This is a genomic window from Rhodococcus sp. MH15, assembly GCF_019266045.1.
Classification (GTDB): domain Bacteria; phylum Actinomycetota; class Actinomycetes; order Mycobacteriales; family Mycobacteriaceae; genus Rhodococcus_F; species Rhodococcus_F qingshengii.
Map to the genome: position 1 here is coordinate 804458 of NZ_LPNP01000080.1, position 24534 is coordinate 828991.

Annotated in this window: 23 protein-coding genes; 20 read left to right on the forward strand and 3 right to left on the reverse strand. The window is 61.5% G+C overall.

Annotated features, from left to right (window positions below; all coding sequences use genetic code 11):
- Positions 1 to 44 precede the first annotated feature (44 nt).
- The 5 genes from ATN37_RS26705 to ATN37_RS26725 all read left to right on the forward strand — a co-directional run bounded on the left by ATN37_RS26705 (position 45) and on the right by ATN37_RS26725 (position 5015).
- Positions 45 to 881, forward strand: a complete 837-nt coding sequence (locus tag ATN37_RS26705; protein ID WP_064073464.1) for an SDR family NAD(P)-dependent oxidoreductase — start codon at positions 45 to 47, stop codon at positions 879 to 881.
- Positions 874 to 1656 carry an SDR family NAD(P)-dependent oxidoreductase gene (locus tag ATN37_RS26710; protein WP_064073463.1) on the forward strand — a complete coding sequence of 261 codons (783 nt, stop codon included), beginning with the start codon at positions 874 to 876 and terminating at the stop codon, positions 1654 to 1656. Before ATN37_RS26705 ends, ATN37_RS26710 begins: the two co-directional genes overlap by 8 nt.
- Positions 1653 to 3110: an FAD-dependent oxidoreductase gene (locus ATN37_RS26715; protein WP_050654819.1), complete on the forward strand. Its 1458-nt coding sequence runs from the start codon at positions 1653 to 1655 to the stop codon at positions 3108 to 3110. Before ATN37_RS26710 ends, ATN37_RS26715 begins: the two co-directional genes overlap by 4 nt.
- 76 nt (positions 3111 to 3186) lie before the next feature.
- Positions 3187 to 4500, forward strand: a complete 1314-nt coding sequence (locus ATN37_RS26720; RefSeq protein WP_007731424.1) for an MFS transporter — start codon at positions 3187 to 3189, stop codon at positions 4498 to 4500.
- A 26-nt stretch (positions 4501 to 4526) separates the two neighbouring features.
- Entirely contained in the window at positions 4527 to 5015 is a 489-nt protein-coding gene (locus ATN37_RS26725; protein WP_007731425.1) for a nuclear transport factor 2 family protein, read from the forward strand.
- A 68-nt stretch (positions 5016 to 5083) separates the two neighbouring features.
- Here the strand turns inward: ATN37_RS26725 and ATN37_RS26730 are convergent, their stop codons facing one another.
- The gene (locus ATN37_RS26730; RefSeq protein WP_007731426.1) at positions 5084 to 6724 is read right to left on the reverse strand and encodes an ABC-F family ATP-binding cassette domain-containing protein; all 1641 of its coding nucleotides are present in this window, start codon (positions 6722 to 6724) and stop codon (positions 5084 to 5086) included.
- A gap of 208 nt (positions 6725 to 6932) precedes the next feature.
- Entirely contained in the window at positions 6933 to 7490 is a 558-nt protein-coding gene (locus tag ATN37_RS26735) for a TetR/AcrR family transcriptional regulator (protein WP_021332048.1), read from the reverse strand.
- A gap of 51 nt (positions 7491 to 7541) precedes the next feature.
- Between ATN37_RS26735 and ATN37_RS26740 the strand changes: the two genes are divergently transcribed.
- From ATN37_RS26740 to ATN37_RS26790, 11 genes are all read left to right on the forward strand, one after another.
- Positions 7542 to 8501, forward strand: coding sequence for a DMT family transporter (locus ATN37_RS26740; RefSeq protein WP_058226217.1), 960 nt, complete (start codon positions 7542 to 7544; stop codon positions 8499 to 8501).
- Positions 8498 to 10093, forward strand: coding sequence for an amidohydrolase (locus ATN37_RS26745; RefSeq protein WP_081558399.1), 1596 nt, complete (start codon positions 8498 to 8500; stop codon positions 10091 to 10093). The genes ATN37_RS26740 and ATN37_RS26745 overlap by 4 nt, the downstream gene beginning before the upstream one ends.
- A 722-nt stretch (positions 10094 to 10815) precedes the next feature.
- The gene (locus ATN37_RS26750) at positions 10816 to 11757 is read left to right on the forward strand and encodes an Ig-like domain-containing protein (protein ID WP_081558862.1); all 942 of its coding nucleotides are present in this window, start codon (positions 10816 to 10818) and stop codon (positions 11755 to 11757) included.
- A 218-nt stretch (positions 11758 to 11975) separates the two neighbouring features.
- Positions 11976 to 12476: an alternate-type signal peptide domain-containing protein gene (locus tag ATN37_RS26755; protein ID WP_003939763.1), complete on the forward strand. Its 501-nt coding sequence runs from the start codon at positions 11976 to 11978 to the stop codon at positions 12474 to 12476.
- Between the two features lie 26 nt (positions 12477 to 12502).
- Positions 12503 to 13045, forward strand: coding sequence for a hypothetical protein (locus ATN37_RS26760; RefSeq protein WP_019745195.1), 543 nt, complete (start codon positions 12503 to 12505; stop codon positions 13043 to 13045).
- Positions 13046 to 13110: 65 nt separating this feature from the next.
- On the forward strand, positions 13111 to 13782 hold the full coding sequence (locus tag ATN37_RS26765) for a signal peptidase I (RefSeq protein WP_308125237.1): 672 nt from the start codon (positions 13111 to 13113) through the stop codon (positions 13780 to 13782).
- Between the two features lie 9 nt (positions 13783 to 13791).
- Entirely contained in the window at positions 13792 to 14397 is a 606-nt protein-coding gene (locus ATN37_RS26770) for a SipW-dependent-type signal peptide-containing protein (RefSeq protein ID WP_218695829.1), read from the forward strand.
- Positions 14398 to 14405: 8 nt separating this feature from the next.
- Complete coding sequence (locus ATN37_RS26775) at positions 14406 to 15005, forward strand: signal peptidase I (RefSeq protein WP_042453547.1); 600 nt, start codon at positions 14406 to 14408, stop codon at positions 15003 to 15005.
- 1 nt (position 15006) lies between these two features.
- Entirely contained in the window at positions 15007 to 16065 is a 1059-nt protein-coding gene (locus tag ATN37_RS26780; RefSeq protein WP_228401300.1) for a hypothetical protein, read from the forward strand.
- A 297-nt stretch (positions 16066 to 16362) separates the two neighbouring features.
- Positions 16363 to 17646 (forward strand): hypothetical protein, encoded by a 1284-nt coding sequence (locus ATN37_RS26785; RefSeq protein ID WP_082931281.1) that lies wholly within the window; start codon positions 16363 to 16365, stop codon positions 17644 to 17646.
- Positions 17646 to 19031 (forward strand): lipase family protein, encoded by a 1386-nt coding sequence (locus ATN37_RS26790; protein WP_256933489.1) that lies wholly within the window; start codon positions 17646 to 17648, stop codon positions 19029 to 19031. Before ATN37_RS26785 ends, ATN37_RS26790 begins: the two co-directional genes overlap by 1 nt.
- Positions 19032 to 19037: 6 nt before the next feature.
- Here the strand turns inward: ATN37_RS26790 and ATN37_RS26795 are convergent, their stop codons facing one another.
- Positions 19038 to 20261 (reverse strand): cytochrome P450, encoded by a 1224-nt coding sequence (locus ATN37_RS26795; RefSeq protein WP_218695831.1) that lies wholly within the window; start codon positions 20259 to 20261, stop codon positions 19038 to 19040.
- Between the two features lie 185 nt (positions 20262 to 20446).
- Between ATN37_RS26795 and ATN37_RS26800 the strand changes: the two genes are divergently transcribed.
- From ATN37_RS26800 to ATN37_RS26815, 4 genes are all read left to right on the forward strand, one after another.
- Positions 20447 to 21001 (forward strand): TetR/AcrR family transcriptional regulator, encoded by a 555-nt coding sequence (locus tag ATN37_RS26800; protein WP_007731448.1) that lies wholly within the window; start codon positions 20447 to 20449, stop codon positions 20999 to 21001.
- A gap of 122 nt (positions 21002 to 21123) precedes the next feature.
- Positions 21124 to 22272, forward strand: coding sequence for a TetR/AcrR family transcriptional regulator (locus tag ATN37_RS26805; RefSeq protein ID WP_218695832.1), 1149 nt, complete (start codon positions 21124 to 21126; stop codon positions 22270 to 22272).
- A gap of 58 nt (positions 22273 to 22330) precedes the next feature.
- Entirely contained in the window at positions 22331 to 23458 is a 1128-nt protein-coding gene (locus ATN37_RS26810) for an acyl-CoA dehydrogenase family protein (RefSeq protein WP_042452718.1), read from the forward strand.
- A complete protein-coding gene (locus ATN37_RS26815; protein WP_042452716.1) occupies positions 23455 to 24519 on the forward strand; it encodes an acyl-CoA dehydrogenase family protein in 1065 nt (354 codons plus the stop codon). Before ATN37_RS26810 ends, ATN37_RS26815 begins: the two co-directional genes overlap by 4 nt.
- Positions 24520 to 24534: the final 15 nt, after the last annotated feature.

The window sequence follows — 24534 nt, forward strand, 5'->3', positions numbered from 1 at the left end:
CGAAATGTTTCTTGCACAACAATATTCAGTAGGAGAAGTACATCATGACCGAAAGCTCTGACCAGACGAACCCGGGCCGTACCGTTGTGACGCAGATGTCGGCGGTGTACCCGGAGTTGGCAGGCAAGGTCGCAGTGGTGACCGGCGCGGCTCAGGGTATGGGTGCGACGTTCGCCGAAGGACTGGCAACGCGCGGCGTACATGTCGTCGGCGCCGACATCAACGAAGAGCAGATGCTCGCCACGGCCGCACGAATCAACACGGACCTCGAATCGAATGCACTGGCGGACAAGCCGGGTCGCGTCGTCGGAGGTCGGGTCGACGTCACCAAGCCCGACGAGCATGAATTGCTTGCACAGTTGGCGTTGAAGGAGTTCGGCCGGGTCGATTTCTGGATCAACAATGCGGGTATCTTCCCGTTTGCGCTGGCCGAGGAGATCACCCCGGAGCAGATCGGCGCAACGCTGAGTGTCAATGTCGAAGGAGTGCTCTACGGTGCGCAGGCGGCGGCACGTCACCTCGGTCCCGGCGGCGCCATCGTCAACATGTCTTCGGTGTCTGCGCTGCGTGTGCGGAAGGGGAGGGGCGCATACTGCACGTCGAAAGCTGCCGTTGCGCACCTCACGGAGTCTCTCGCAGTGGAGTTCGGCGACAAGGGTATTCGGGTCAACTCCATTGCACCCGGCTACATCGACACGGCGATGACGAAGTGGGTCCAGGAAGATCCGATCGCGCTCGCGAACGCACTCGACGCGGTACCGCTGCATCGTCTGGGCTCGCCCGAAGAGGTCTTCGGCCCGCTGCTGTTCCTGCTCTCGGACAGCGCGCGTTACGTCACCGGGCACAGCATTGCGGTGGACGGTGGTTCGCGGCATGTCTGAGTCCACGACATATCCCGGCGTCGTTCTCGTTACCGGCGGTGCTGCCGGGATGGGAGCGCATCACGCGCGCACTCTCGCCGCGCGCGGTTCGCATGTCTGCATTGCCGATGTTTCGGATTCATCCGGCGTGGTCGACGACATCGTCGCCGCAGGCGGATCGGCATCCGCTCATATTCTCGACGTCACCGATGCCGAGGCCTGGGACCGGGTTGTCGACGAAATTCGCACCACCCGTGGGGAACTCGGCGGACTGGTCAACAATGCCGGTATCTCGCGTCGGCTCGAATTCATGGACACCCCGAACGACATCTGGGAGCTGACCATGAAGATCAACCTCTTCGGCCCGTTCTACGGTATGAAGGCGGTGGCGCCGCTGATGCGCGAGAGTGGTGGCGGATCGATCGTCAACATCTCGTCCATCGCCGGTCAGATCGGATACTTCTCTCCGGCTTACTCGTCGAGCAAGTGGGGTCTGACCGGTCTGTCGAAGTCGGCCGCAGGCAACTTCGCGCAGTGGGGGATTCGCGTCAACTCGGTGCACCCGGGACTGGTCGGTACGGCGCTGCTCGGCGGCGCGAACGACTTCGTCGCCGCGTCACTGAAGTCGGTTCCCTTCGGACGCATGGGAACTCTCGACGAGATCACCGAAGCAGTGCTGTTCCTGCTCTCGAACAGTTCCACCTACACCACCGGTACGGAACTCACTGTCGACGGCGGGTTGGTGTCGAACGGTCTTTACCACCGCATCATCGCGGAGACTGGAGAACTTTCATGACCGAACACTGGGACGTCGTTGTCATCGGTGGCGGCGGAGCAGGTCTCGCCGCTGCGGTGTCGGCAGCTGAAGAAGGCGCATCCGTTCTGCTGTTCGAATCCGAAACCGAACTCGGTGGATCCACCGCGCTGTCGGCCGGCATCTTCACGGCCGCCGGAACGAGCGTGCAGGCCGGCCTCGGCGTCGACGACTCGGCAGAGAAGTTCTTCCAGCACTACATGGACCTCAACCAGTGGATGCTCTCACCCGGATTGATTCGTGCGTTCTGCGAAAACGCCGGTCCGACACTGGAATGGCTCATCGGACTCGGCGTCGAGATTCCCGCGACGATCTCGGGTAACGCTCACCAGCCGGGACTCGCCCAAGCCGGCGTCGAGGACGTCTGGCGCGGCCACGTGCCCAAGGACCAGGGATACGGACTGATTCAGGTGCTGGACAAGGCTCGTCGTAAGCACGGGATCGAGGTCATCTTCGGAACACGGGTGCAGAAGCTGATCGAGGAAGACGGTCGGGTTGTCGGCGTTGTCGCCGACGACATCGAGGTGCCTGCGGGCGCCGTCGTTGTTGCCTCCGGTGGATTCGCGCAAGATCCGGGTTTGGTGGAACGCCACTTCCCGGACGCGAACAAGGCCGGAGAGGCCTTGTTCGTCGTCGCAGCCGAGGGGAGCCGCGGAGACCATCTTCGTTTTGCCGAAGACCTCGGTGCTTCCCTGGCGGGCGACGGCTGGGGTCTGATGCTGCCCACCGTCTACTTCCAGCGATTCCACCACTGGCAGGCCGGCTTTCCGCCGAAGTCGCGGATCTACGTCAACCAGGACGGCCGTCGTTTCATGGACGAGGACAGCTCGTACGCGGTCTCGACCGGCATCATCGACCATCAGGGTGGATACGGTTGGATGATCTTCGACGAGAACGCTCGCGTGAATCTGGCTCCAGGATATGCGGATTGGAATCCCGAACGCATCGAGGAAGAAGTTGCCGCCGGTGGCACGATTCGTGCGGACACGATCGAAGACCTCGCAGTGGCTACGGGTGTTCCGGTTGCGACGTTGGCGCAAACCCTGCGTCGATGGAACGACCAACTGCCCAGCGGTCACGACGACGACTTCCTCCGCCATCGCACGTTGCGGAACAAGGGTGCCGTCGGCAATCCGGATCCTATTGCGACAGCTCCGTTCTATGCCGCGAAAATCCTTCCGGCAGAGCTCGTCTGTACGCATGCGGGAATGGAGATCAACACCGATGCCGCCGTGCTCGGCAGCACCGGAGTACCTATCGAGGGTCTGTACGCCGCAGGTGAGGCCGGCGCCGGAATCCTCGGACTGAGATACGTGGGCGGCGGCAATGCGGTTGCCAACGCTTTGACCATGGGCCGCGTAGCGGGACGTAATGCGGCGAATTACACCAGGACCAGCGCTGAGAGCGCACCGGTCCATTCCATCGCGCACTCCTGACGTCCGACGTCTGCGCGGCACCGAATCCAGTCAGTATCCAATCCAGGCAGGGAACAACATGTCAGAGAATGAGACCATGGCGAGAGCCGAATCCACCGAGGGCAGCAGCGTGGCAACCGAACGACAGTCGACGACGAAGGTAATTCGCGCGGCCATCGTCGGTACCGTCGTCGAGTACTACGACTTCGGTATCTACGGATACATGGCCACGACGATCGCCGCGCTGTTCTTCGTTTCCCATGACCCGAACGCAGCACTGCTCGGTACCTTTGCAGCATTCGCCGTGGCCTTCTTCCTACGCGTGCCCGGCGGCATCTTCTTCGGCCACATCGGCGACAAGTACGGCCGCAAGAACGCGCTGTCCTGGACCATCCTCCTGATGGTTCTCGCGACAGCCGGAATGGGCCTGCTGCCGACTTACGCCACGTTGGGTGTGTGGGCGACGTCCATCCTGGTTCTGGCTCGTTGCCTGCAGGGCTTCGCGGCCGGCGGTGAACTCGGCGGCGCCAACGCGTTCGTCTCCGAGTCCGCTCCCAAACGGTGGCGTGCGACGCAGACCTCGATGGTCAATACCGGCACCTACCTGGGTTCGCTGGCAGCTTCGCTCATGGCCCTCGGCCTGACGTCGGTGTTCTCGCAAGAGCAGATCCTCGAATGGGCTTGGCGTATCCCGTTCCTGCTCAGCCTGCTGATCGGTGGCATCGGTATCTGGATCCGCAGCCAGATGGAAGACACTCCTCAGTTCGAAGAACTGCAGGACAAGGGTGAGACCAAGAAGCTTCCCATCCGTGAGTTGCTCAGCACCTCCGGTGGCAGCGTCGTCAAGATCATCCTGCTGGGCGCACTCATCACCGGCGGTTACTACATCGCCTCGGTGTATGCCGCGACGTACCTGCAGACCACCGGCGGTCATTCGTCGCGCGTTGCTTTCCTTTCCACTTCTCTTGCACTGGTTCTCGGCGTCATCACGTTGCCGATCTCGGGATACATGGCAGACAAGTACGGGCGTCGGCCGGTGCTGTTCGCCGGTAGTGCCGCCGCAGTGGTTCTCGGAATCCCGATGTTCATGATGATGGCCGGTTCTGGCATCTGGCAGGCGGTTGTCGGTCAGTCAGTGCTCTTCATCTGCGTTTCCGTTGTCAACGGTGCTTCGTACGTGACCTATGTCGAAATGCTGAAAGCATCTGTGCGGTACAGCGGTCTGGCATTGGGTAACAACGTCACCAACATGTTCCTCGGTGGCACCGCGCCTTTCATCGCCACCTACCTCATCAGCTTGACCGGCAACTCTCTCGCTCCGGCTGGATACTTCGTCTTCTGTGCGGTGATCACCCTCGTCACGGTCTTCTTCATCAAGGAGACCAAGGGTGTTGAACTGCAGGTTGATTGATCATCGGGTAGAACAGGAGCCTGACCGTGTCCCTCGCTGACAAGCAAGAAATCACCGAAGTTCTGTATCGCTACGCTCGGGCCGTCGATCGGAAGGATTTCGACAGCGTGGCCCTCTGCTACTTCGACGACGCGATAGACAACCACGGTGGCTACATCGGAACCGTCGACGGGCTGATCGAAGACATGAAGCTCAGACACAAGACGATCGACTCGTCGATTCACTGCATTTCCAACATACTGATCGACGTCAACGGCGATGTCGCTCATTGCGAGTCGTACTGTTTGTGCTTTCTGCGGCAAGAGCGTTCCGGTACGGATACGGTGCAGACGCTTGCGACGATCAAATGCCGTTACGTCGACAGGTTCGAAAGGCGCCACGGTGAATGGCGAATCGCCGATCGGATTGTCGTGTTCGACGAATCCCGTGAAGACGTGATCGAGAACATCCTGTCCACGGACTGGGTGACGCAACGTCGATCCTTCGACGATCCGGTGTACACCAGGACGCCTTGACCAGTAGTGCAGACGAAGGCCTTCACACACATCGTGTGTGAAGGCCTTTCGCCTGTTCACTTCTCGTGTCAGCTCACTGCGCCCGGTGCGGCGACCTCGGTCAAACGGCCGTCCGAGAGCCTGAGCCAGCGTTCGACCTTGACCTCGGCCAGGAATCTCTCGTCGTGGCTGACCACCACGAACGCCCCCTGATATGCATTCAGGGCACTTTCGAGTTGAGCAACGCTCACCAAGTCGAGGTTGTTGGTCGGCTCGTCGAGAAGAAGCAGCTGCGGGGCCGGATCGGCGAAGAGAACGCACGCCAATGTAGCCCGCAGTCGTTCACCGCCCGAGAGTGCAGCGACGGGAAGATGAGCACCCGCACCCCGAAAGAGGAAGCGCGCCAGGATGTTCATGCGTTCCGGTGCCGGTAGGCCTGGAGCAGACAAGGCAAAGTTCTCTGCGACGGTGCGTGCGGGGTCCAGTAGGTCGAGCCTCTGCGACAGGTATGCCACTCGACCGTCGGCTCGCGTGATCTCACCGGAAGTCGGCGCCACATCCCCGTTGACGATGCGTAGCAACGTCGACTTTCCGACGCCGTTCGGCCCGGTCAACGCGATACGCTCCGGTCCTCGAATGGCCAGGTCGATTCCGGAGTCGGCGAAGATCGCATGATCACCGAACGCGAATTGCATTCGCTCACCGAGGAACACCGTCCGGCCGGCGGGTACATGTGTGCCAGGCAATTCGAGTGAAATCGTCTGGTCGTCTCGAAGAGCGCGGCCCGCTTTGTCGAGTCGGTCCTTCGCCGCGTCGACCCGGGCGAGGTGTGTCTCGTTGGCCTTGCCTGCCGACTCCTGAGCATTGCGCTTCATGGTCCCCGCAAAGATCTTGGGCAAGCCCGCGTTCCCGAGATTGCGGGCAGCGTTACTTGCGCGTCGCGAAGCACGTTCTCGGGCCTGCTGCAGTTCGCGCTTCTCGCGCTTGACCTCTTGCTCGGCGTTGCGGATGTTCTTCTCCGCCACTTCGCGAGCCGAGCGTGCCGCGGCTTCGTAGTCGGTGAAATTGCCACCGTAGAAGCTGATCTCGCCGCTGTGAAGTTCGGCGATGCGGTCCATGCGGTCGAGTAGTCCTCGATCGTGACTGACCACCAACAGACAACCACTCCAGTCGTCGAGAACGTCGTAAAGCCTGCGGCGCGCGTCCAGGTCGAGGTTGTTGGTGGGTTCGTCGAGGAGAAGGACATCGGGGCGTCGCAGGAGTTGCGCCGCCAGTCCGAGCGAGACGACCTGCCCGCCGCTCAGAGTGTCGAGGCGACGATCGAACGTCATGTCGGCCAAACCGAGTCGACCGAGTTGGGCTCGCGTTCGTTCCTCGATATCCCAGTCGGACCCGATTGTCGTGAAGTGTTCTTCTCGTGTGTCCCCGGATTCGACTGCGTCCAACGCAGCGAGCGTCGGGGCGATGCCCAAGACCTCGGCAATGGTCAGATCGCCCGTCAGTGGCAGGTCCTGCGGAAGGTATCCGAGAACGCCGTCGACGGACACACTGCCGGCGCGCGGCCGCAACTGGCCGGCGATCAATCTGAGCAGAGTGCTTTTCCCGACGCCGTTCTGGGCCACCAGCCCGGTTCGGCCGCCGGGCACGGTGAATGACAATTCGTCGAAGACCGGAGTGTCGTCCGGCCAGGCAAAAGACAGATTCGAGCAAACGATGTAGGTATCGGACATGAATAGACCTCAGGTGTCGTGCGGGCGCGGCAACGCTGCTCCGCGAAGAGTCGGGTAAGTGAACGACAACAGGGCCACGACGGCAGCGCTCCGAGGCGTCTGCCGGTGGCCGTCATGCCCGGTTTTATCCGGAGATGTCGAGTTCACCAACCATGTCTGATCCTTTTTGGTCTGTGTTGTTTCATCCGACGATAACAGGAGCCGGTATCTACATACGAGCAATACCGGCGCAGAGAAGTTCGACCAGTCGTCGATACACCCGATCCGGGTCGGTGCCGGCCGGTTGTCCCTCTACCGATTCGAGGATGCAGAAGCCGTGCAGCGCACTGCGAAGAGACCACGCCGCCTGCTCCGAATCATCCGGGCTCAGACCGTATCCCGCGATCACCTTGTTGATGACGTCGACCACCTCGCCGACGGCGGAGACCAGATCGGGATGCGGAGCAGTGGGGTAGCGGTCGGTGATGGCGTAGAGCCCGGGGTGTACTCGGACGAACGCACGCCATGCGTCCGCGAGCGCCATGACGGCGTCGTCGCGCGAGAGACCGACCGCGGCGGCACGCAGTTGTTCGGCGAGAAGGCTGCGTGCGAGGAGGCTGAGTTGATGGTGGACGTCGTCGACCCCGTCGACGTGTTTGTACAGCGCTGACTGCCGGACGTCGAGGGTCTCGGCGAGTTGACTCAGTACCAGAGCGTCGGCGCCTTTGCTGTCGACGAGATCGGCTGCGGCAGCGATCACGCGTTCACGGGTAACCGGAGTTCTCATGCACGCATCTTCCCTGTATGACAGGCTTCGCGTCGGTGATACATTATCACCATGAGTGATGAAGTATCGCCACGCGAGCCGTCCGGCGATCAACTACGCCGTCGTGACCTGCGCGTAGTCGTCACCGGTGCATGCATCCTCGGGTTGACCTCGGTGCTCTACGAACTCTCAGGAGTGTCTCCGTCGACGGGTGCATTCTTTCGGTGTCTCTATGCGCTCATCCCTCTCGGCATGCTCGTGCTCGTTCAGCGTCGTCGGTCACCCCGGCCTTCGGTCTCGGCGCCCTGGATCGTGAAGTCTCTACTTGCCGGCGCGTTCCTCGGAATCGATCTGGTGCTCTGGCACGAGTCGATTCATTCGATCGGGGCAGGTCTTTCGACTGTGATCCTGAATTTGCAGGTGCTGTTCGTCGCAATCCTCGGCTACGTTGTCCTGCGCCAACGGATCGGCCGGGAACTGGTCGCCAGCCTTCCGTTGCTCTTTGTCGGAGTTGCTCTGGTAGCCGGGACGAGCACAACGCTCACCGGGTCGAATCCTGCTGTCGGAGTGTCGTTTGCCGTGATCGCCGCAGGCGCGTACGCGGTCTACATCTTCCTCATGGGTCTGGCTACTCGGGCGGCGGGCAGAACGGCGTTGCCGATGTTCGTCTCGACGGGAGCCACTGCCCTCACGGCAGGTGCATACGGCCTCGTGAGTGGAACTTTGGATCTGACCCCTTCGCTCGTAGCTCAAGGCTGGCTTGTGCTGCTCGCGTTGGTATCTCAGGTGATCGGGTGGCTGCTGGTAGCCAGCGCCAGTCAGCGTCTGCCTGCCAGTGCAGTCGCCGCCAGCCTCGTGTTGCAATCGGCGTCAGCACTGTTGTTCGGCGCGGTGATGCTTGCGCAGACCCCAACTCTCGTCCAACTTGCAGGTGCCGGAATGATTTTGGCCGGAGTGGTTGTGGCGACGCGGATACCCGCGAAGAAATCCTCGACGACTGTTGTCGGAAAACGAATGGAGACAAGCGTATGACCACGGCGGCTGACCACATCTACATCAACGGCGACATCAGGGCCATGGACGGTGCGGTCGGCGACAACGCGACCGCTGTGGCAGTCAAGGACGGCAGATTTGTCGCCCTCGGAACTGACGCCGAGATCTCGGCGCTGACCGATTCCGAAACCTCCGTTGTCGATCTCGCCGGAGCGGTGGTTGTTCCGGGGTTCATCGAGACGCACCTTCATCCGATGATGTGGGGTTTGATGCTCAGTGGGGTCGACGCAACGACGAATACGTGCCCGACCATCGAGAAGTTGATCACGGCGTTGGCCGCGCGGGCCGCGATCACACCAGTTGGCGAGCCCATCGAAGCGTGGGGCTTTGACGACAGCCTCGTGGCGGAAGATCGAGGCCTGACCGCGGTTGATCTGGACAAGGCTTCCACCGATCATCCGATTCTGGTGCGGCACTTGTCTGCTCACGGAATCTATGTCAACTCGGTCGCACTGGAGAAGGCCGGGATCGATGCCACCACGGTCGATCCGGAGGGTGGTGTCATCGTTCGGGACAGCGACGGTGTACCCACCGGTGAACTGTGCGAGGTTCCGGCAATGTCTCTGGTTCACGGACTTGTTCCGGATATGAACCCGGACGCGTCCAAGATCGCGATGCTGCGGGCGCAGGAAGTCATGGCGTCGGTGGGCGTGACGAGTTTCCACGACATGTACGTCACGGCCGAGATGTACGAGGCGTACCGGCAACTCGACGCCGATGGTGACTTGAGGCTGCGTGCGCGCCTCTATCTCGGCCACGGGGTTCACGATCAGTTGGGTGAACTCGCCGATTCGACGGAGCGAGTTCGTGTGGGCGGCGTCAAACTCATTTCGGACGGGTCGATTCAGTTGCACACCGCTGCGCTGACCGCGCCGTACCACGATCTGGGCGGATGCCACTGCGGCGGAATGGCAATCCCGGCAGGTGCGCTCGGGGCACTCGTCGAGGAACATCACGCCGCCGGCCGACAGGTTGCGATTCATACCAACGGTGATCAGGCCATCGATTTTGCATTGGACGCAATTGCAGCGGCACGGACGGCGCACCCGGACATCGAAGTTTCGCATCGCCTCGAGCACGTTCAGACGTTGCGGGAAGATCAGATCGCGCGGATGGTCGAACTCGGGGTGGTGGCGTCGATCTTCGTGAACCACGTCTACTACTGGGGTGACCGGCACCGCGATCGTTTTCTCGGACCGGGTCGCGGCGAGCGGATCAGCCCCGTGGCGTCGGTCGTGGCGGCGGGGCTTGCCTACGCGCTGCATTGCGACTGCCCTGTCACTCCAGTGAACCCGCTCTTCACGATGAACACCGCCGTACATCGTGTGACGCGAGAAGGTCATGTTCTGGGTGCGGAGCAACGGGTTTCCGCGTCCGAGGCGCTGGCCGGCTACACAAGCGCAGCCGCTCGTCTCACCGGTGAGTCATCGGACAAAGGTCGGATAGCGGTGGGACTTTTGGCGGATTTTGTTGTGCTCGACGGAGATCCGCTGCGCAGCGAATCGACAGACTTGAATGAACTGTCGGTCCTGCGCACGGTTGTCGGAGGTGAGACCGTCTTCGGGGCGTAGATGCTCGTCGTTTTACCTTGGGATTGGGTGCCGGTAGTCAACTCCTTACCGGCTTCGCAACTGTAGATGCACGTGGGCCGGGGAGCGAATTTGCTTCCCGGCCCACAGCTTTGGATGCAGCACGGGCAGTCGCGATTCGATGGTCGGACAAAGTTATTGGTGGAGTGCTGGTTTCGGAGCGCGCGAGAGTTTGTCCTGGCCGGCCGATCCGGCGGGGCGCAGCGATCGATGGCGCCCGTGTCCGTGGCGCTAGTGGACGAAATGCGGGGGTCTCGAAACGGCTCGATCCTTCTGTTTGCTCGAGGGTCGCTGTTCTCGGCGAGTTCGTTCGTGGATTCCCGGACATACCAAGAGTATCTAGAACTTGTTCTTGTTTGGATCGGAATGAATCGCCCGTTCGATCGCAGAACACTTTTTGGTAAATAGTTGCGATGCACAGCTAACTATTTCTAACGGTACTGGTCAGGGTGCAGAATTAGCCCTTGAGGGATGTCGAAATTCCTTCTGAACGTTTGACCAGTAAAACCGCCACAAAAGCTGATACGTGTGATAAAAATTGATCCGAAGCGGAGCGGTTGCTATGTATGAGCGAGGGCATGCACAGCGTCACGGTTCGGCTCGCAAGCTTTCTGCAACATGTTTGGCACCGATGGCGGATGTACCTCGTTCCGCCATCTCTTCACCCAATGCCCGGCAACGGGACAGACGAAATGAGTCTTCACATGCCTCGATTTTTCCCGGTCGGGGACGGACGAGAATCCCGTCTCCCCCGGCGCGCCACTGCTGTGTTGGCGGCTCTGCCGGCTGCACTGCTCCTCGCGACCTCGGGTGCGCTGCTTGCACCTGGTAGCGCCGCGGCCGCCCCGGGCGACGACATCACTGACCAGTGCCTGGAGATGTCCCAGAACGGTGGACCCTGGGTGAAGCCGGCGGCCTTCGATCCCAGTGGAACCGACTACATCCCAATCCCCGGTGACGAGGGCACGCAGTTGGCCTTCAACGTTCGTAATGTCTGCGACCTTCCTGCCACGCTCACTCTTTTCAGTGAGAGCTGGTCCGTCTCGGGCGGCGGCACTGCGACAGTGCGGGGCAAGCTCGACGGCCAGGTCGGCCAGCAGTTCGTGATCGGGCCGAATGCGAATTCGTCGACGCGGATCGAGCTGGTGAAAACGCCTCTCGCACAGAACGCCAACGTGATGGCTGGTTTCATGATTGGCATCCCTGCCGGCGAAGTTTTGCAGGGATACGAGATCAACCCCGGCTGGGGTCTCGTCCTGGTGGAGGGCGAGCCCGTCGTTGTTGCTCCCAGCGCGCCGACCGGTTTGACTCTGGGTTCGGCCGAAGTAGCGTCGGGCACACCCGTCAAGGTCTCCGGCAAGGCAGAGCCGAACAGTACCGTCACCGTGACCGGAGGCGGCGCCACCTGCACCGCCACCGCGGATACGAGTGGGAACTTCAGCTGCAACCTGACGATCACCACGCCCGGCAGTCATCCGATCACCGCCACTGCGACAAATGAGGGTGGGACCAGCCCGGCCTCTACCGCGGTGACGGTGAAGGTCACGGCGAAAACCACCGATCCAGGTGGCAGCAGCAGCGGTTCGCTCGGAAGTAGCACCGGTTCGCTCGGAAGTCTCGACCTGTTCGGCAGCCTCGGCGGATAACCACTCCGGCCCAACCGGCCACTTAGACCTCGCGATGCGCGGGGCGATCTCGACCATCTCCGCGCATCGCCAACCTTCTCGGTCACCGAATTCAATTCGGCGGCTTCATTTCCCATGCCCCTTCCTGGGGCTGTTTCACCGGAGTGCACATCCGCACGGCCCGGGCTCAACCAAGCGCGTCGGATGTCCCGCCGCGAACTGCACAGGAGGAATGCCAGATGAACAAGACCACAAAGGGTGCGATCGCCGCAGGTGCGGCTGCTGTTCTGCTCGCAGGTGGTGCCGGAACCATGGCTGCGTGGAACGCGTCGACCGGCGCTGGCGGAAGCCAGACCGTCAATGCCGGCTCGATGACGATCAGCGAAGCGGCCGGCTCCGGCGTATGGAAGCTCGGCGCGAACACGTTCAACCCGGCCAGCGACAAAATTGTCCCCGGTGACGTACTCACCTACACCGCCACGTACAACTACACCCTCGTCGGCACCAACCTGAAGGCGACGCTGACACCTACCGTCGGCGGAATCTCCGGGGCTCTCGCGAGCAAGCTGGAGGTCGCGACTGCCGGTGGTCAGAACGCGAGCGTCTCCGCGGGCACTGGCACGCGCGATATCACCACGACGATCACGTTCAAGCCGGACACCACCAACACGGACGGCGCTGGCCAGGCAGCCACGCTGTCGGGAGCCTCGGTCACCCTCGAGCAGACGCTCACCCCGTAGTTAATCCGTAACCAGAAGAAGGTCACGTGAAGACCCAATACAAATGGGCGATCGCAGCGTCGTCGGTTCTGCTCATCGGGTTCGTCTCGGTGCAGCAGACCGGCGCGCTGTGGCGCGATACCGCAGAATCGACCGGCGGCACTATCCAGGCAGGCATGCTCGATATCTCTGCCGGCGGTGAAGGGGTCAAGCAGTTCAACCTCGATGGGTTCAAGTTGGACAACAAGGGCCCGGGCGACAGCATTCAGATGCCTCTGCCGGTGATCAACTCCGGCAACGTGCAAATGAACTACGTGCTTTCCGATGTTGTACTCAACGGCGCGACCCCACCGCCGCTGAGCCTGCGCGTGGCCAAGGTAGCCAACGAGGCGGCCTGCACCGCCACTGGCGACGTGGGCACTGAGCTCTACAACGGTGCCATGGACGGCGCGGCCTTTTCCGAACAGCTGGTTCCGGCCGGGCAGATGCAGGTGTTGTGCCTGCGGGCCACGTTGGGCCAGGGCGCGGCAGCGAGCCAGCAGTCCAACGCGACGTTCACTTTCGACGCAAGCTCAGTGAGCCAGTCATGACCGTCACCGCGAGAAGCCGGCGTGCAGGCGAACGTGCCGAGTATCGACCCCGGCACAGCGCACACGTGGAAACATCTGAGCGGCAACATGATCCCGAACAAGGCGGAGACGACAAGACCACCCTATGGTGGTGGACTCGCACCATCGTCTCGTGGGTACTGCTGCTGCTGATGGTCGGCATTCTCGCGGTGATGGTCGTTATCCCTCGACTCACCGGCTCTACCGCGTACACGGTTCTCACCGGTTCGATGGAACCGACCATGCCCCCTGGCACGCTCATCGTGGTCAAGCCGACCCCCAACGAGGATCTGACCACCGGGGACGTGATCACGTTCCAGCCCGTCTCCGGCGATCCAGCGGTGGTCACCCACCGCATCGAAGGCATCTACTACACGGGGGAAGGGGAGCGTCGCATCCACACTCGCGGCGACAACAACCCCGTCGCCGACTCGTGGTCGCTGGTGCCCGAGCAGATCCGTGGTCGGGTCATCTACTCGGTGCCGTATCTGGGCCGGGTGAACTCGATGATCAACGGGCAATCGCGTTCGATTCTCACCACAGGCGTAGCTGCGGGCCTGGCTGTATATGCCGTGTGGATGGTCGTCAGTGGCATCCGCGACAAGCGGGGCAAGGCCGGTGACGACGAAAGTGGCACAGACCCGACTCTTTCCGGCCCTGAACTCGGCGCGCCGGTATTGCCCGCCGATCCATCGGCACCAACCTCCGAATCGAAATAGGACAGCAGAATGTCTACAGAACAGAAATCGGGCGGCGACGCGCGTCTCGGGGCGCGGATGCGAAGCCGTCTGGGCGAGACCGGTTGGATACGGACCCGGGCCGTGCTCTCACTGGGCATGGTCCTGGGCCTCGGAGCGGTCGGCACGATGGCGGCGTGGTCCGACAGCGCTACTGCGACCACCGGCATGTTCAGCACTTCGTCGGTCCAGCTGAAAGTCGACAACCAGCGGCCCGCACACCAATTCACCGAACTCAAGCGCAACAGCATGCTGCCAGGCCAGAGTGAGGCTGGGGCATTGACGGTTCAGAACACCGGAACTGCCAACTTCCAGTGGGCGGTATCGGCAACGGCCACGGGTTCGTCCGAGCTGATCGGGAAGCTCAAGGTTTCCCTACATCAGACCGGCGCCAACGACGGCAGTACCTGTTCAGGACCGATCATCGGGACGCAGCAAGCGTTCTCCGGGAACCCGACACTCGTCTCTGGCCGATCACTCGCTGCCGGTGTTTCGGAGCAGGTGTGCATCAAGGTGACCGTCGATTCGACCGCGGGTCAGACGGAGCAGTTCAAGATCGCCGATCTGGGCTTCAACTTCACCGCAACGGGGCAGTGATCATCGCGATGGACAGCACCGATGAGGAGGTGAGCGTGGGACGCAGTCGTGGCAAGGAAATTGCCTTGAATGTGGCTGCGGTCGCCGGGCTCATCTGCATAATCGCCACTCTCGCGTCCCTGATATTCGGGATCAAACCACTGGTGTTTCGCTCGGGTTCGATGGAACCTGCAATTTCCACCGGTGCGCTGGCGCTGGCGAAGACCGTGCCTGCAACTGAATTGGCTGTCGGCGACGTGATCAGCGTCGACAACGACCAAGGCGTGCGCATCACCCACCGCGTGGTCGAACTCGAATCGGCAGGAGCGGACACCGTGCTCGCCACGCTCAAGGGCGATGCCAACAATGTGGCTGATCGACTGCCCTACACCATCACCGAGGCCGACCGAGTGTTCATCAGCGTCGGCGGGCTCGGCTATGTCGTTGCTTGGCTTTCCAGCCCGCTCGCAACCTTCCTTGGCGGCGGATTGGTAGGCGCGGTGCTGGTCATCGCATTTGGACGAACTAAAGACCGGCGTCTGGAGAATGCCCGCGCCGCCACTACAAATGACGCCCGCGTCGATGCTGACGAAACCTGCGGGGAGCTTCAGGAGGCTCATAATGATTGAAATGCGACGGGCTAGCACCCGCATGAAGTCGCTGCGGTCGTTGATCGCTGTCGGCGGCGCTGCTGCAATGGCTTTCGGTCTGGCTCAGGCCACTGGGACGTTGGCAAATCCAACTGACGTGGTCAATTCGACTGGCGCACAGGTGGCGACGGGCAACTTCTATCCGACGCCGTTGACCTCGACTGTGAACTGCTCGACGTCGGGAGGAGCAGACCTATTGGGACGTAGAGCAAACCTGAGCTGGCCCGCGGTTCCAGGTGTCACGGGGTACAAGGTGGTTTTCGTGAGGAAATCCGATCCGAGCTACATCGTTCGAACGGATAATCTGTCGGCGAGCCAAACGTCCATCAGTGGAATTACCCATGGCAGTCGCAATGTGATGTGGGCGCGGGTGTACACCGTGAACGGGCCGGCAATCTCATCTGGTTTCATGTCGTCTGTCGAGATAACCCATAAGGACCTCGTAAGTAACAGGACCGAATGCGAGGGTAATCGTGGTCCGCAATTGGCTAACCAGGCCTGGGAAAATACCAACACCTGGAATCCGGCGACACCGGCACCCAACGGGGCGAACCCTCTGAGCAGGATGCAGGCCGAAGCGATGGTGCCGAACGAGCCTGATGCGTTGGAGACGACCACCACCCAAGCTCCGTCCACGAGCGAGACCGCCAATCCGACAACGTCTACCGAGCCGACCAGCACCACCGAGGCCACGACCACGACGGCACCGAGCACGACAACTCCGGCACCGACCACCCCGGAAACCACGTCGCCGGAGACCACTCCCTCGGCTGATCCGAAGCCGGTTCTGACGGACACAGTCGAGAGTGGCGGCCTCACCGGCGGCTGGACTGCGGGTGGTAACAGGGTTGCAGTGGTCGACGCCGACGGCAACGAACTCGCAAGTGGCCGTGTGGAATCGGGTTCCACTCTGCATTGGTACAACGGCCAGTTGTGGATTGTCGGGGCAACCGAGGTCTACCGCATCATGGAGTCACCGCAGGACGGCACATGGAAGTTCTACAAGGACAGCGGGCAGAACATGCCTGACTTCGGGTAGCGGCCAATCACTCGACGTCTGGACTGTGCCCCCGAGTTTCCGGACCCGGGGGCACAGTCGTAGCTGCGCATGTTCCGACGGTGTCGGGCAATCAGGTAACCGGCTGGTCGCCCGCTGGAGAGGTTTCGGCCGCCCGTGAACTGGATAAACCAACTGCAGACGGCAACGACGTGTAGAGATGCCTGAAGCGTTCGCAGTGGATTGGCACTTATTCGGGGCTCGAGTTATCTTACTGCAAAGTAAGTGTTTGGTGTCGGCGTCGATTGGGGCTATGCCGACCTGAGTACAGGGATCGATATGCGGATGAACCTGGGGGCAGGTGTTCGGCGACGTCGTTGGGCGCGCGACGTATTGGCAGCCGCGACGGCATGTGCGCTGGCGATGTCCGCGTTGCTCTCGGTACAGATTTCAGCGTCGGCGTCCGAGCTGGACGAGTACGTGAATTTGCCTTTGGTGAATCGGAATGCCGAACACGGTCCGGGCGGTGTCCATCCCGCGTTGCCGACTGATCTCGGCACCTTGCAAGCCCTTGTGGAAGAAGCCCGCGCCAGTGGTCGCAGTCCGGAATCCTATGCGGCCTTGCTGTTTCAGTATCGATTGGTCGCTGCCACGGAAGCCGCCGGAATCGATCTCTCATCGTGGAATCCGCGCGCCGGAGTGTCGGCTAATCGCACGAACCTGGTGAAGTCGTACCGCTACTACGAGGATCTGCAACTCGGTCACCCGGAATTGCAGTGGGCGGGCATGGGCGGACAGGTTGGTGCGGACTTCGGCGGAGGACTGATCGACTTCGAACTGATGGCGGACATGTACTCGTTTCCGAATCTGCAATATGTTTCCAATTCGATAGTTTCTCAGGTCACGGATCAGGTTGGCGTGCAAGCGCTGAACCAATTGCCGGCAGGGCTGCGCGCACTCGCCGCGGTGGGCAGGAACGTCACAGCGGACGACTTGGATTATGTGCTGGGGATGATCCTGGTGATGCAGAAGAACATCTTCTCGGATCTGATGCCGATGCATCAGGCATACGTGGATGAAGGACTTCCCGCGCTGGAGGAAATGCAGAGTGCCGGATTGTTCGGTCAGGATGTCATGGACGCCTGGCGTGATGTAGCCTCTGGCGATTCGAATCGGATTGCACGTGGGAACGTAGCACTGCTCCAACGTGAGCAAGGGGTGATCATCCGCGACCAGTGGGATACCGTGCGCGCCTACAAAGGTGATGTGGGAGAAGCGATCACCTACGCATCGACCGTTGCCGGCTCGCCCTCGGTCGCCGGCGTGGTCCCGCCTCGCTCGTTCCGGCCCCTCGAGTTCACGACGACACTTGCCGACGGACGCACCGCGACAGTGACACTGCCCCTACCGGATTGGAACTGGTCGGTGTACGAGGACCGGTGGGACTACATCACCTCGCAGCTCTTGCCGAAGTACCGAGCGATGGTCGAAGAAGATTGGCCGCGGCTCGTAGCCACATTGAGTGTTCCCTACGAAATTCAATTGGAGAGTCACCGCCCGATGGTGACCCTCCCACAAACTCTCGAATCGGCCCTCTCCAGTTTGAAAGTGACGGTTCAGTGATGTCGTCGGCGACATTCCGAAGGTTGGCGCCGCTGGTAGCGCTGACCGTTGCGCTGGTCCTGCCAGCAACGGCTGGAGCTGAGGTGCCGGACAGTGATGCCCCGAAAGACGTGCAAACTCCTGTATCCGAGGAGTTTCGAACCGACACCCCAACTCTGGGAGAGGTATTCAACGGGTTCACCGTCGGTGCTCTCAGTTCGGGGGAGTTCGCATCCGAAGAGGAGATCTTCACTGCACTCACGCCCGATGATCCGTTTTACGACGAGCCGGTGTTGACCGGCGCCGAGCGTCCCGGTGATCTCCTGAAGTCGAAGAAGGTGGATGTACTGTTCACCGGATACAAACCGGGACAGCTCGACGCCTACAAGATCATGTACGTTACAACCGGAATCGACGGTTCGACGCCGGTGGTGAGCACCGGGATCATGATGATCCCGATCGACGGAACACCGGCATCGGAGAAGAAAGTCATCAGCTACCAGGAGGCCAACGACAGCGTCGGCGGCTACTGTCATCCGAGTTCGCACTGGACGGGCGGCGATCCGTTGGACGGCGCCTCCTGGTCGGCGTTGGGTCCGCTGGCACTGATGTTCGGAAAAGGCTATGCCGTAGTGATATCCGACGTCGGGAACAACGGAGACCGTGATCCTCACGGCGTCTTCGCGGGCAAGTTCGCGGGGCACGCGCAGTTGGATGCTGTGCGCGCAGCATTTCAGCTGCAGGATTCCGAGCTGAATCCGGATGCGGAGATTGCGTTGTTCGGAATCGCTGGTGGTGGAGTCGGTTCGGCATTCGCCGCAGAATCTGCGCAGTCCTACGCGCCGGAACTCGATATCGTCTCGACAGTCCTCGAGGGCATGGTGATCAAGCCCCGAACATTCATGGAGACAACAGATTCCTCGGTCGGCGCAGGCTTCGGATTTGCGACGCTCCTTGGCCTCGAACCCTGGTACCCCGAGATGAAGTTGAACGACAAGCTCAATCCCGTGGGCCGAGCGATTGCCGACGTGTACCGGGATGAGTGCCAGATGCCGGCGTACTTCACGCTTCCGTTCGTACCGCTGGCGAGCCTTTTCGAGCCGGGGATCGATCCGATCACAGAACCCAGTTTCCAGCGCGCGTACGACGACAACGTACTGGGCCACGGTGCTCCGGCGTCGAAGGTATTGATAGCTTCGTGCGCAAAGGACGACTCCCCGATGTCACTTGTGCCGGCAGCTGATGCGCGAGAACTGGCGGACACGTACAGGAGTGGAGGGACCGACGTGAGCTACCAGCCCACCGATTGCAGTATGGACCGCGCATTCACGGATCCATACGGTTGGGGAACTGATCTGTTCGGAATGCAGACGATCGACTGGATAGCCCACAATTTCGACAACTGAGTGAAACTATCCGGTGACAGCGAGACGCAAACTCTGATGGCGGCGTACGAACATGCTGGGGACCCAACGGGGTGGGGATTCGGAATCGATTGTGAAGTGCGCACTGTTTTCGAGAAGGACTGCGATCGCGATCTTTGCTTCCAGACGAGCCAGCGCGGCCCCGACACAGAAATGTGCTCCTTTGCCGAAGGCGAAATGTGCTCGGGGATTGACTCTGTCGAGGTTCATCACCTGTGGTTCGACGAACGACTCGGGGTCGCGGTTCGCCGAACCCCACAGCAGTATGAGATGACTGCCGGCGGGCAGTGTCATGCCACCGAGTGTCGTGTCCGCGTTGACATGTCGGTGATGTCCGCGAAAGGGTGACTCGAGCCTGAGCGTTTCTTCCAGGAACGCACCCACGAGTAGAGGGTCCTCGCGCAGCTGCGTCTGCATCTCAGGGCGCTCGGCGAGCAACCGTGCAGAGTTGGCGATCAGTCCGGCGGTCGATTCGCCACCCGCACCGACGAGTTGCACCAACATCAGCACGGCCACGTCTTCGCTGAGTTCGCCTGCGTCACAGCAACGGACGAGGTCTCCGAGTAGATCATCCACCGGGTGAGCCCGTGCCTTACGAAACTTGCTGTAGAGGTACCCGGTGAGTTCGGCCGCCGAGGTGACGACGCCTGTCAACCGTTCTGCGGTCACGATGCCGCTGAGAAGTTCGGTGCTGTCGTACGACCACGCCAGCAATTGGGGGACGTCGTGTGCCGGCAGGCCGATCAGCGTGGCAACCATCTGCAGCGGCAGCGTGTCCGCTACCGACGTGACCCATTCGATCCGTCGACCGTCGAAGCCGTTGTCCCACAACTGCTGCGTGTACTCGGTCATCACCGGCTCGAGTGCTCGTATACGTTTGGCGACCAGTGTCGGCAAGACAAGTTTGCGCTGGTGTTGATGGTCGGGCTCGTCGGCAGTCGCGAGAACGTGAACAGCTTGGCCGCCGCCGTTCATGTCGAAGGTCATTGCCGAACCGTCCGGTGTACGAACCAGCACGCCGGTGAGGTTGTTGGAGAAGTCGTCGGTACGGGAAACGGCTTCGGTGACCAATTCCCACGTGGACACCAGATAGAAGTCGGTATCAGGAATGCGGTACACGGGGTGCCGGCGCCGGAGTACGTCGTATAGCGGGTACGGGTCGTCGATGTTCGACGGCAGGAAAGGGTTGATGTCGAGCGTCGATAGTGTCACGAAGGGAAGATTTCACGGCCGTCGAGGACAAGTCAACAGGTGGAAAATGCCTCTGAACTGGCATTTTGAGAAAATCTCACGCACTTCAACCCCCTCGTACTTCTCCCAGTTCAGAGGCTCGCGGCCTTCCGTAGCCTTGAGATTTCTGATTGAATCTGTCTCAGAGTGAGACGAGGTGACGGAGAGTGACCGGTGCAAACGAGCGCCGCGCCGCCGACTGGTTGGCCGGCGGTAACCGCCGTGAACTCGCAACCGAGCGCATCTTCGCGGCTGCGGCAGAGCTGATTCGAGAACAGGGATTCGATCGGTTCAACGCCGACGACGTCGCTGCCCGCGCAGGCTGTTCGAGGGCAACGCTCTACCGCTACGTAGGTGGCAAGTCCGCGATCCGCGAGGGGTTGTTGTCACGAGGCGCGGCATCCGTGGCGAGCCAGGTCGCGACTGCCGTCGAATCACTGCACGGCGACGAGCGCATCGTGGAGTCGATCCTCGTCGCCGTCGACGCGATCAGATCCGACGCTGCCATGAGCCACGGCCTTGCGGCAGCGCGGGCCAACGGAATCGACGAGTATCTCGTGTCCTCGCCGTTGCTCCCGCGTACTGCACTGGAACTTGCAGGATTGGATCCTGAAGGTCAAGAGTCGCAGTGGGTGGTTCGGATCGTGTTGATGCTGTTGGCGTGGCCTCTTGCAGACAGGGCCGCCGAACGAGGGATGGTCGAGTCGTTCATCTACTCCTGAGCGGGATTCCGTGTTCGTGAACGGTGCATCGGATCGTCGCTGCTGTAGACGGTTCGGTTCATTGCTTCATTCCTCGGCTCGGTACTCTGAGCTTGTCCGCTGCCGCGAAGGAGAGAGTCACGATGGTCGTACGCAGGCCCCGCGACCGTAAGCAGCAGATTCTTGCGGCTGCAGGTGAGCTTTTCCGTGAGCACGGTTATCACAACGTGTCTGTCGCTCAGGTGGCTGCTGCAGTTGGAATCACGGCACCTGCGCTCTATCGGCACTTCAAGAACAAGCCGGATCTCCTCTACGCCGCGGTCAACGCAGGCATCGAATCGCTCTACGATCGGGTCGCAGGTGCCGAGGATCTGAAAACACTGATCACCGAACTTGCGGCATCGGTGTCCAAACGTCGGGGTCTGTCGCTCCTGTGGCAGCGAGAGGCACGCTATCTGCCTGACGAGCAACGAGAGGAAATGCGTTCGACCCTCAAGAGTGCAGCTTCGCGCGATGCAGTGCTGATCCGAATTGAGCGTCCCGACCTCGACGAGGAAGACAGCTATCTGCTCGCCTGGGCTGTCATCGCAGTCTTCAACAGTGTGTCTTCGCATCGAGTGTCCTTGCCGAGGCGTCAGATGGAACTGCTGCTTGTCGAGTTGGCAGACCGCGCTGCATACGCGGAACTGGGTCGCTCAGAAGTGAAAGTCGTGGCGGCAACGGGTCACCTGCCCGTTGTGATACCCCGACGTGAACTCTTGTTGACCGAAGCAATTCGGCTGTTCGACGAGCGTGGATATCAAGCAGTCAATACCGAGGACATCGGTGAGGCTGCAGGGACGACAGGCCCGAATGTGTACAACCACTTCGATGCCAAGATCGACCTGCTGATCTCCGCGGTCGCGAGGGGCGGCGAGCGTCGCCGGCTCGGCGTTGCACAGGCTCTCGGCGCCGCAACCGGCCCGGAGGACGCGCTGTCCGGATTGCTTGCCGCACATATCGATTTCGCGATCAACGAGCGTCATTTGATCGGGTTGTTGATCAGCGAACTCGACCAATTACCGGACAAGTTCCGCCGCACGTGTGAACAGAATCAACGTGAGTACGTCGCGCTATGGGTCAAGATGCTCGAAGAAGTCCGTCCGGGCCTCGAGTCCGCCGCCGCCAGGATCACCGTCAATGCCACTTTGACAGTTGTGGAGAACGCCGTCCGAATCGGCCGGCTTCGCCGTCGCGACGACCTGTCGGACAGACTCTTCGAGATCGGCTGCGCCCTGCTGCTGGGCGCATGAAAAATTCGGGTAAGCGCCACGGGCGGCGGATCGACTCACGAAACTGATCGGAGACGTCATGCGTTTCGACGCAACAGAACTGACGATCGAGGAGCTTGCTCTTCAGGCTGACGTGCGGGAGTACCTCGACAAGCGACTCACCCCCGGTACCTACTCGCTCGGACTCGGGATGGCCGGGGCGGTGGATCCGGTGTTCTCGCGAGATCTGGGTCGACGTGGGTGGCTCGGCATGTCGCTGCCGAAGGAATACGGCGGGGGCGGACGGTCAGCAGTGGATCGATTGGTCGTCGTCGAAGAACTTCTCGCGCGGGGAGCGCCGGTCGGCTATCACTGGATCGGAGACAGACAGTCGGGTCCGAGCATCGCCGCCAACGGCACGGAAGAACAGAAGCGGTACTTCCTTCCCGGTATCGCGAGCGGTGAGTTCTCGTTCTCGATCGGGATGAGTGAGCCCGACTCGGGTTCGGACCTGGCATCGGTGCGCACTCGCGCCGAACGTGTCGATGGTGGCTGGAAAGTCAACGGCACCAAGATCTGGACCACCGGCGCCTTCCACGCCACACACATACTCGCCCTGCTTCGAACCTCGGCAGACAAGCACAACGGACTCACTCAGCTGATCGTCGATCGCGACAGCGAGGGTCTGACCGTCTCACCCATTCCGTTCATCGACGGTAGTGAGGACTTCTGCGAGGTGTCGTTCCAGGATGTTTTCGTGCCGGATTCGCGTCGCCTCGGAGACGTCGGAGCGGGCTGGGGACAAAACACCGGTGAACTCGCACTCGAGCGAGGTGGCGTCGACCGTTGGATGTCGCTGATGCCGGTCCTCGAGAACTTCGCGGCCAACCAAGCAGCGCAAGGCGGTCCAGCTGCCCTCGCCGATCTGGGCTCGATTACCGCACGCTGCTGGGCTTTTCGCGGGATGTCGCTGTCCATCGCACGGATGGTCGACGCCGGTCGCTCGCCGGTCACGGAGGCCGCGCTGATCAAGGAGATGGCAACACGCTTCGAACAGGACTGTGTTGCGACCGTCGCGCGGCACCTCGGCCGGGCTCCGGACCTTGCATCCGACGATCCGTACGAGTCGCTGCTCGCCCGGGCCGTGCTGGTGGCGCCGTCGTGGTCGATTCGCGGCGGTACCAACGAAATTCTCCGCACCGTGATCATGAAAGGGTTGGACCGATGAATTCGGGGTCACAGATCAACGCGTACACATTCGACGCCGACCTCGAATCGATGGTCGAGCAATTTTTCGCCGAGAAGTCCGGCACCGAGGTGGTAGCGCAGGCGGAGATCGGCGGTCTGCCCGCCGGATTATGGAGCGCGGCAGTCGAACTAGGGTTACCTCTGGTCGGCCTTCCCGAATCGGTTGGTGGTTCCGGTGGCTCGCTCCTCGACGCCGTGACTGTCCAGCGCGCGGCGGCGAGGCACGCTGCACCGCTGCCGCTCGCCGAGACGTACCTCGCGGGCAGGCTGGCAACAGCGGGCGGGTTACCCGTGCCCTCCGGAATCGCAACGGTCGCCCCGGGTTCGCCGCGCGACGATGTGCGCCGGACCGACGACGGTTTCCTGTCGGGAACCTTTCACGACGTGCCGTGGGGTAGTGCCGCATCAGTGCTGGCAGCAGTTCTCGGTGATCGCGTCGTACTCCTTGACATCTCCGACGCCGAGATCGGTGGCGGGACGGATCTTGCGGGGCAACCGCGTGAGAGCCTGACGTTCTCCGAAGCGCGGACCATTGACGGCGACAAACCGGTCGATGCCCGGATTCTCAGCAAGCTCGGCGCGTTCTTGCGCTCGGTGCAGATGTCGGGAGCGATGGAGTCGGCGTCGACGTTGACCCGGCGCTATGTGTCCGACCGGGTGCAATTCGGTAGGCCCGTCGCGCAGTTTCAAGCAGTCCAGCAGCATATCGTGACGCTTGCTCAGATGGCTTCGATGTCCACGCTGGCCGTCGATCGCACTGCACATGCACTCATCAGAGGCGACGCCGACTTCGAAGTGAGCGCAACCAAATTGGTGGTTTCGCAGAATGCGCTCGTGAGCGTCCGCGCCGCCCACCAGGCACACGGTGCAATCGGCATGACCCGCGAATACCGATTGCAACAACTGACGCGTCGACTGCACGCCTGGCGATCGGAGTTCGGCGACGAAATCGCGAGTGCGACGCAACTAGGAGAGGCCGTAGCGGCGTCGCCGTCACTGCACCGCTTGATCACCGACCCAGAACCGACATTGAAGCTGTAATCCTGACAGTCGTAA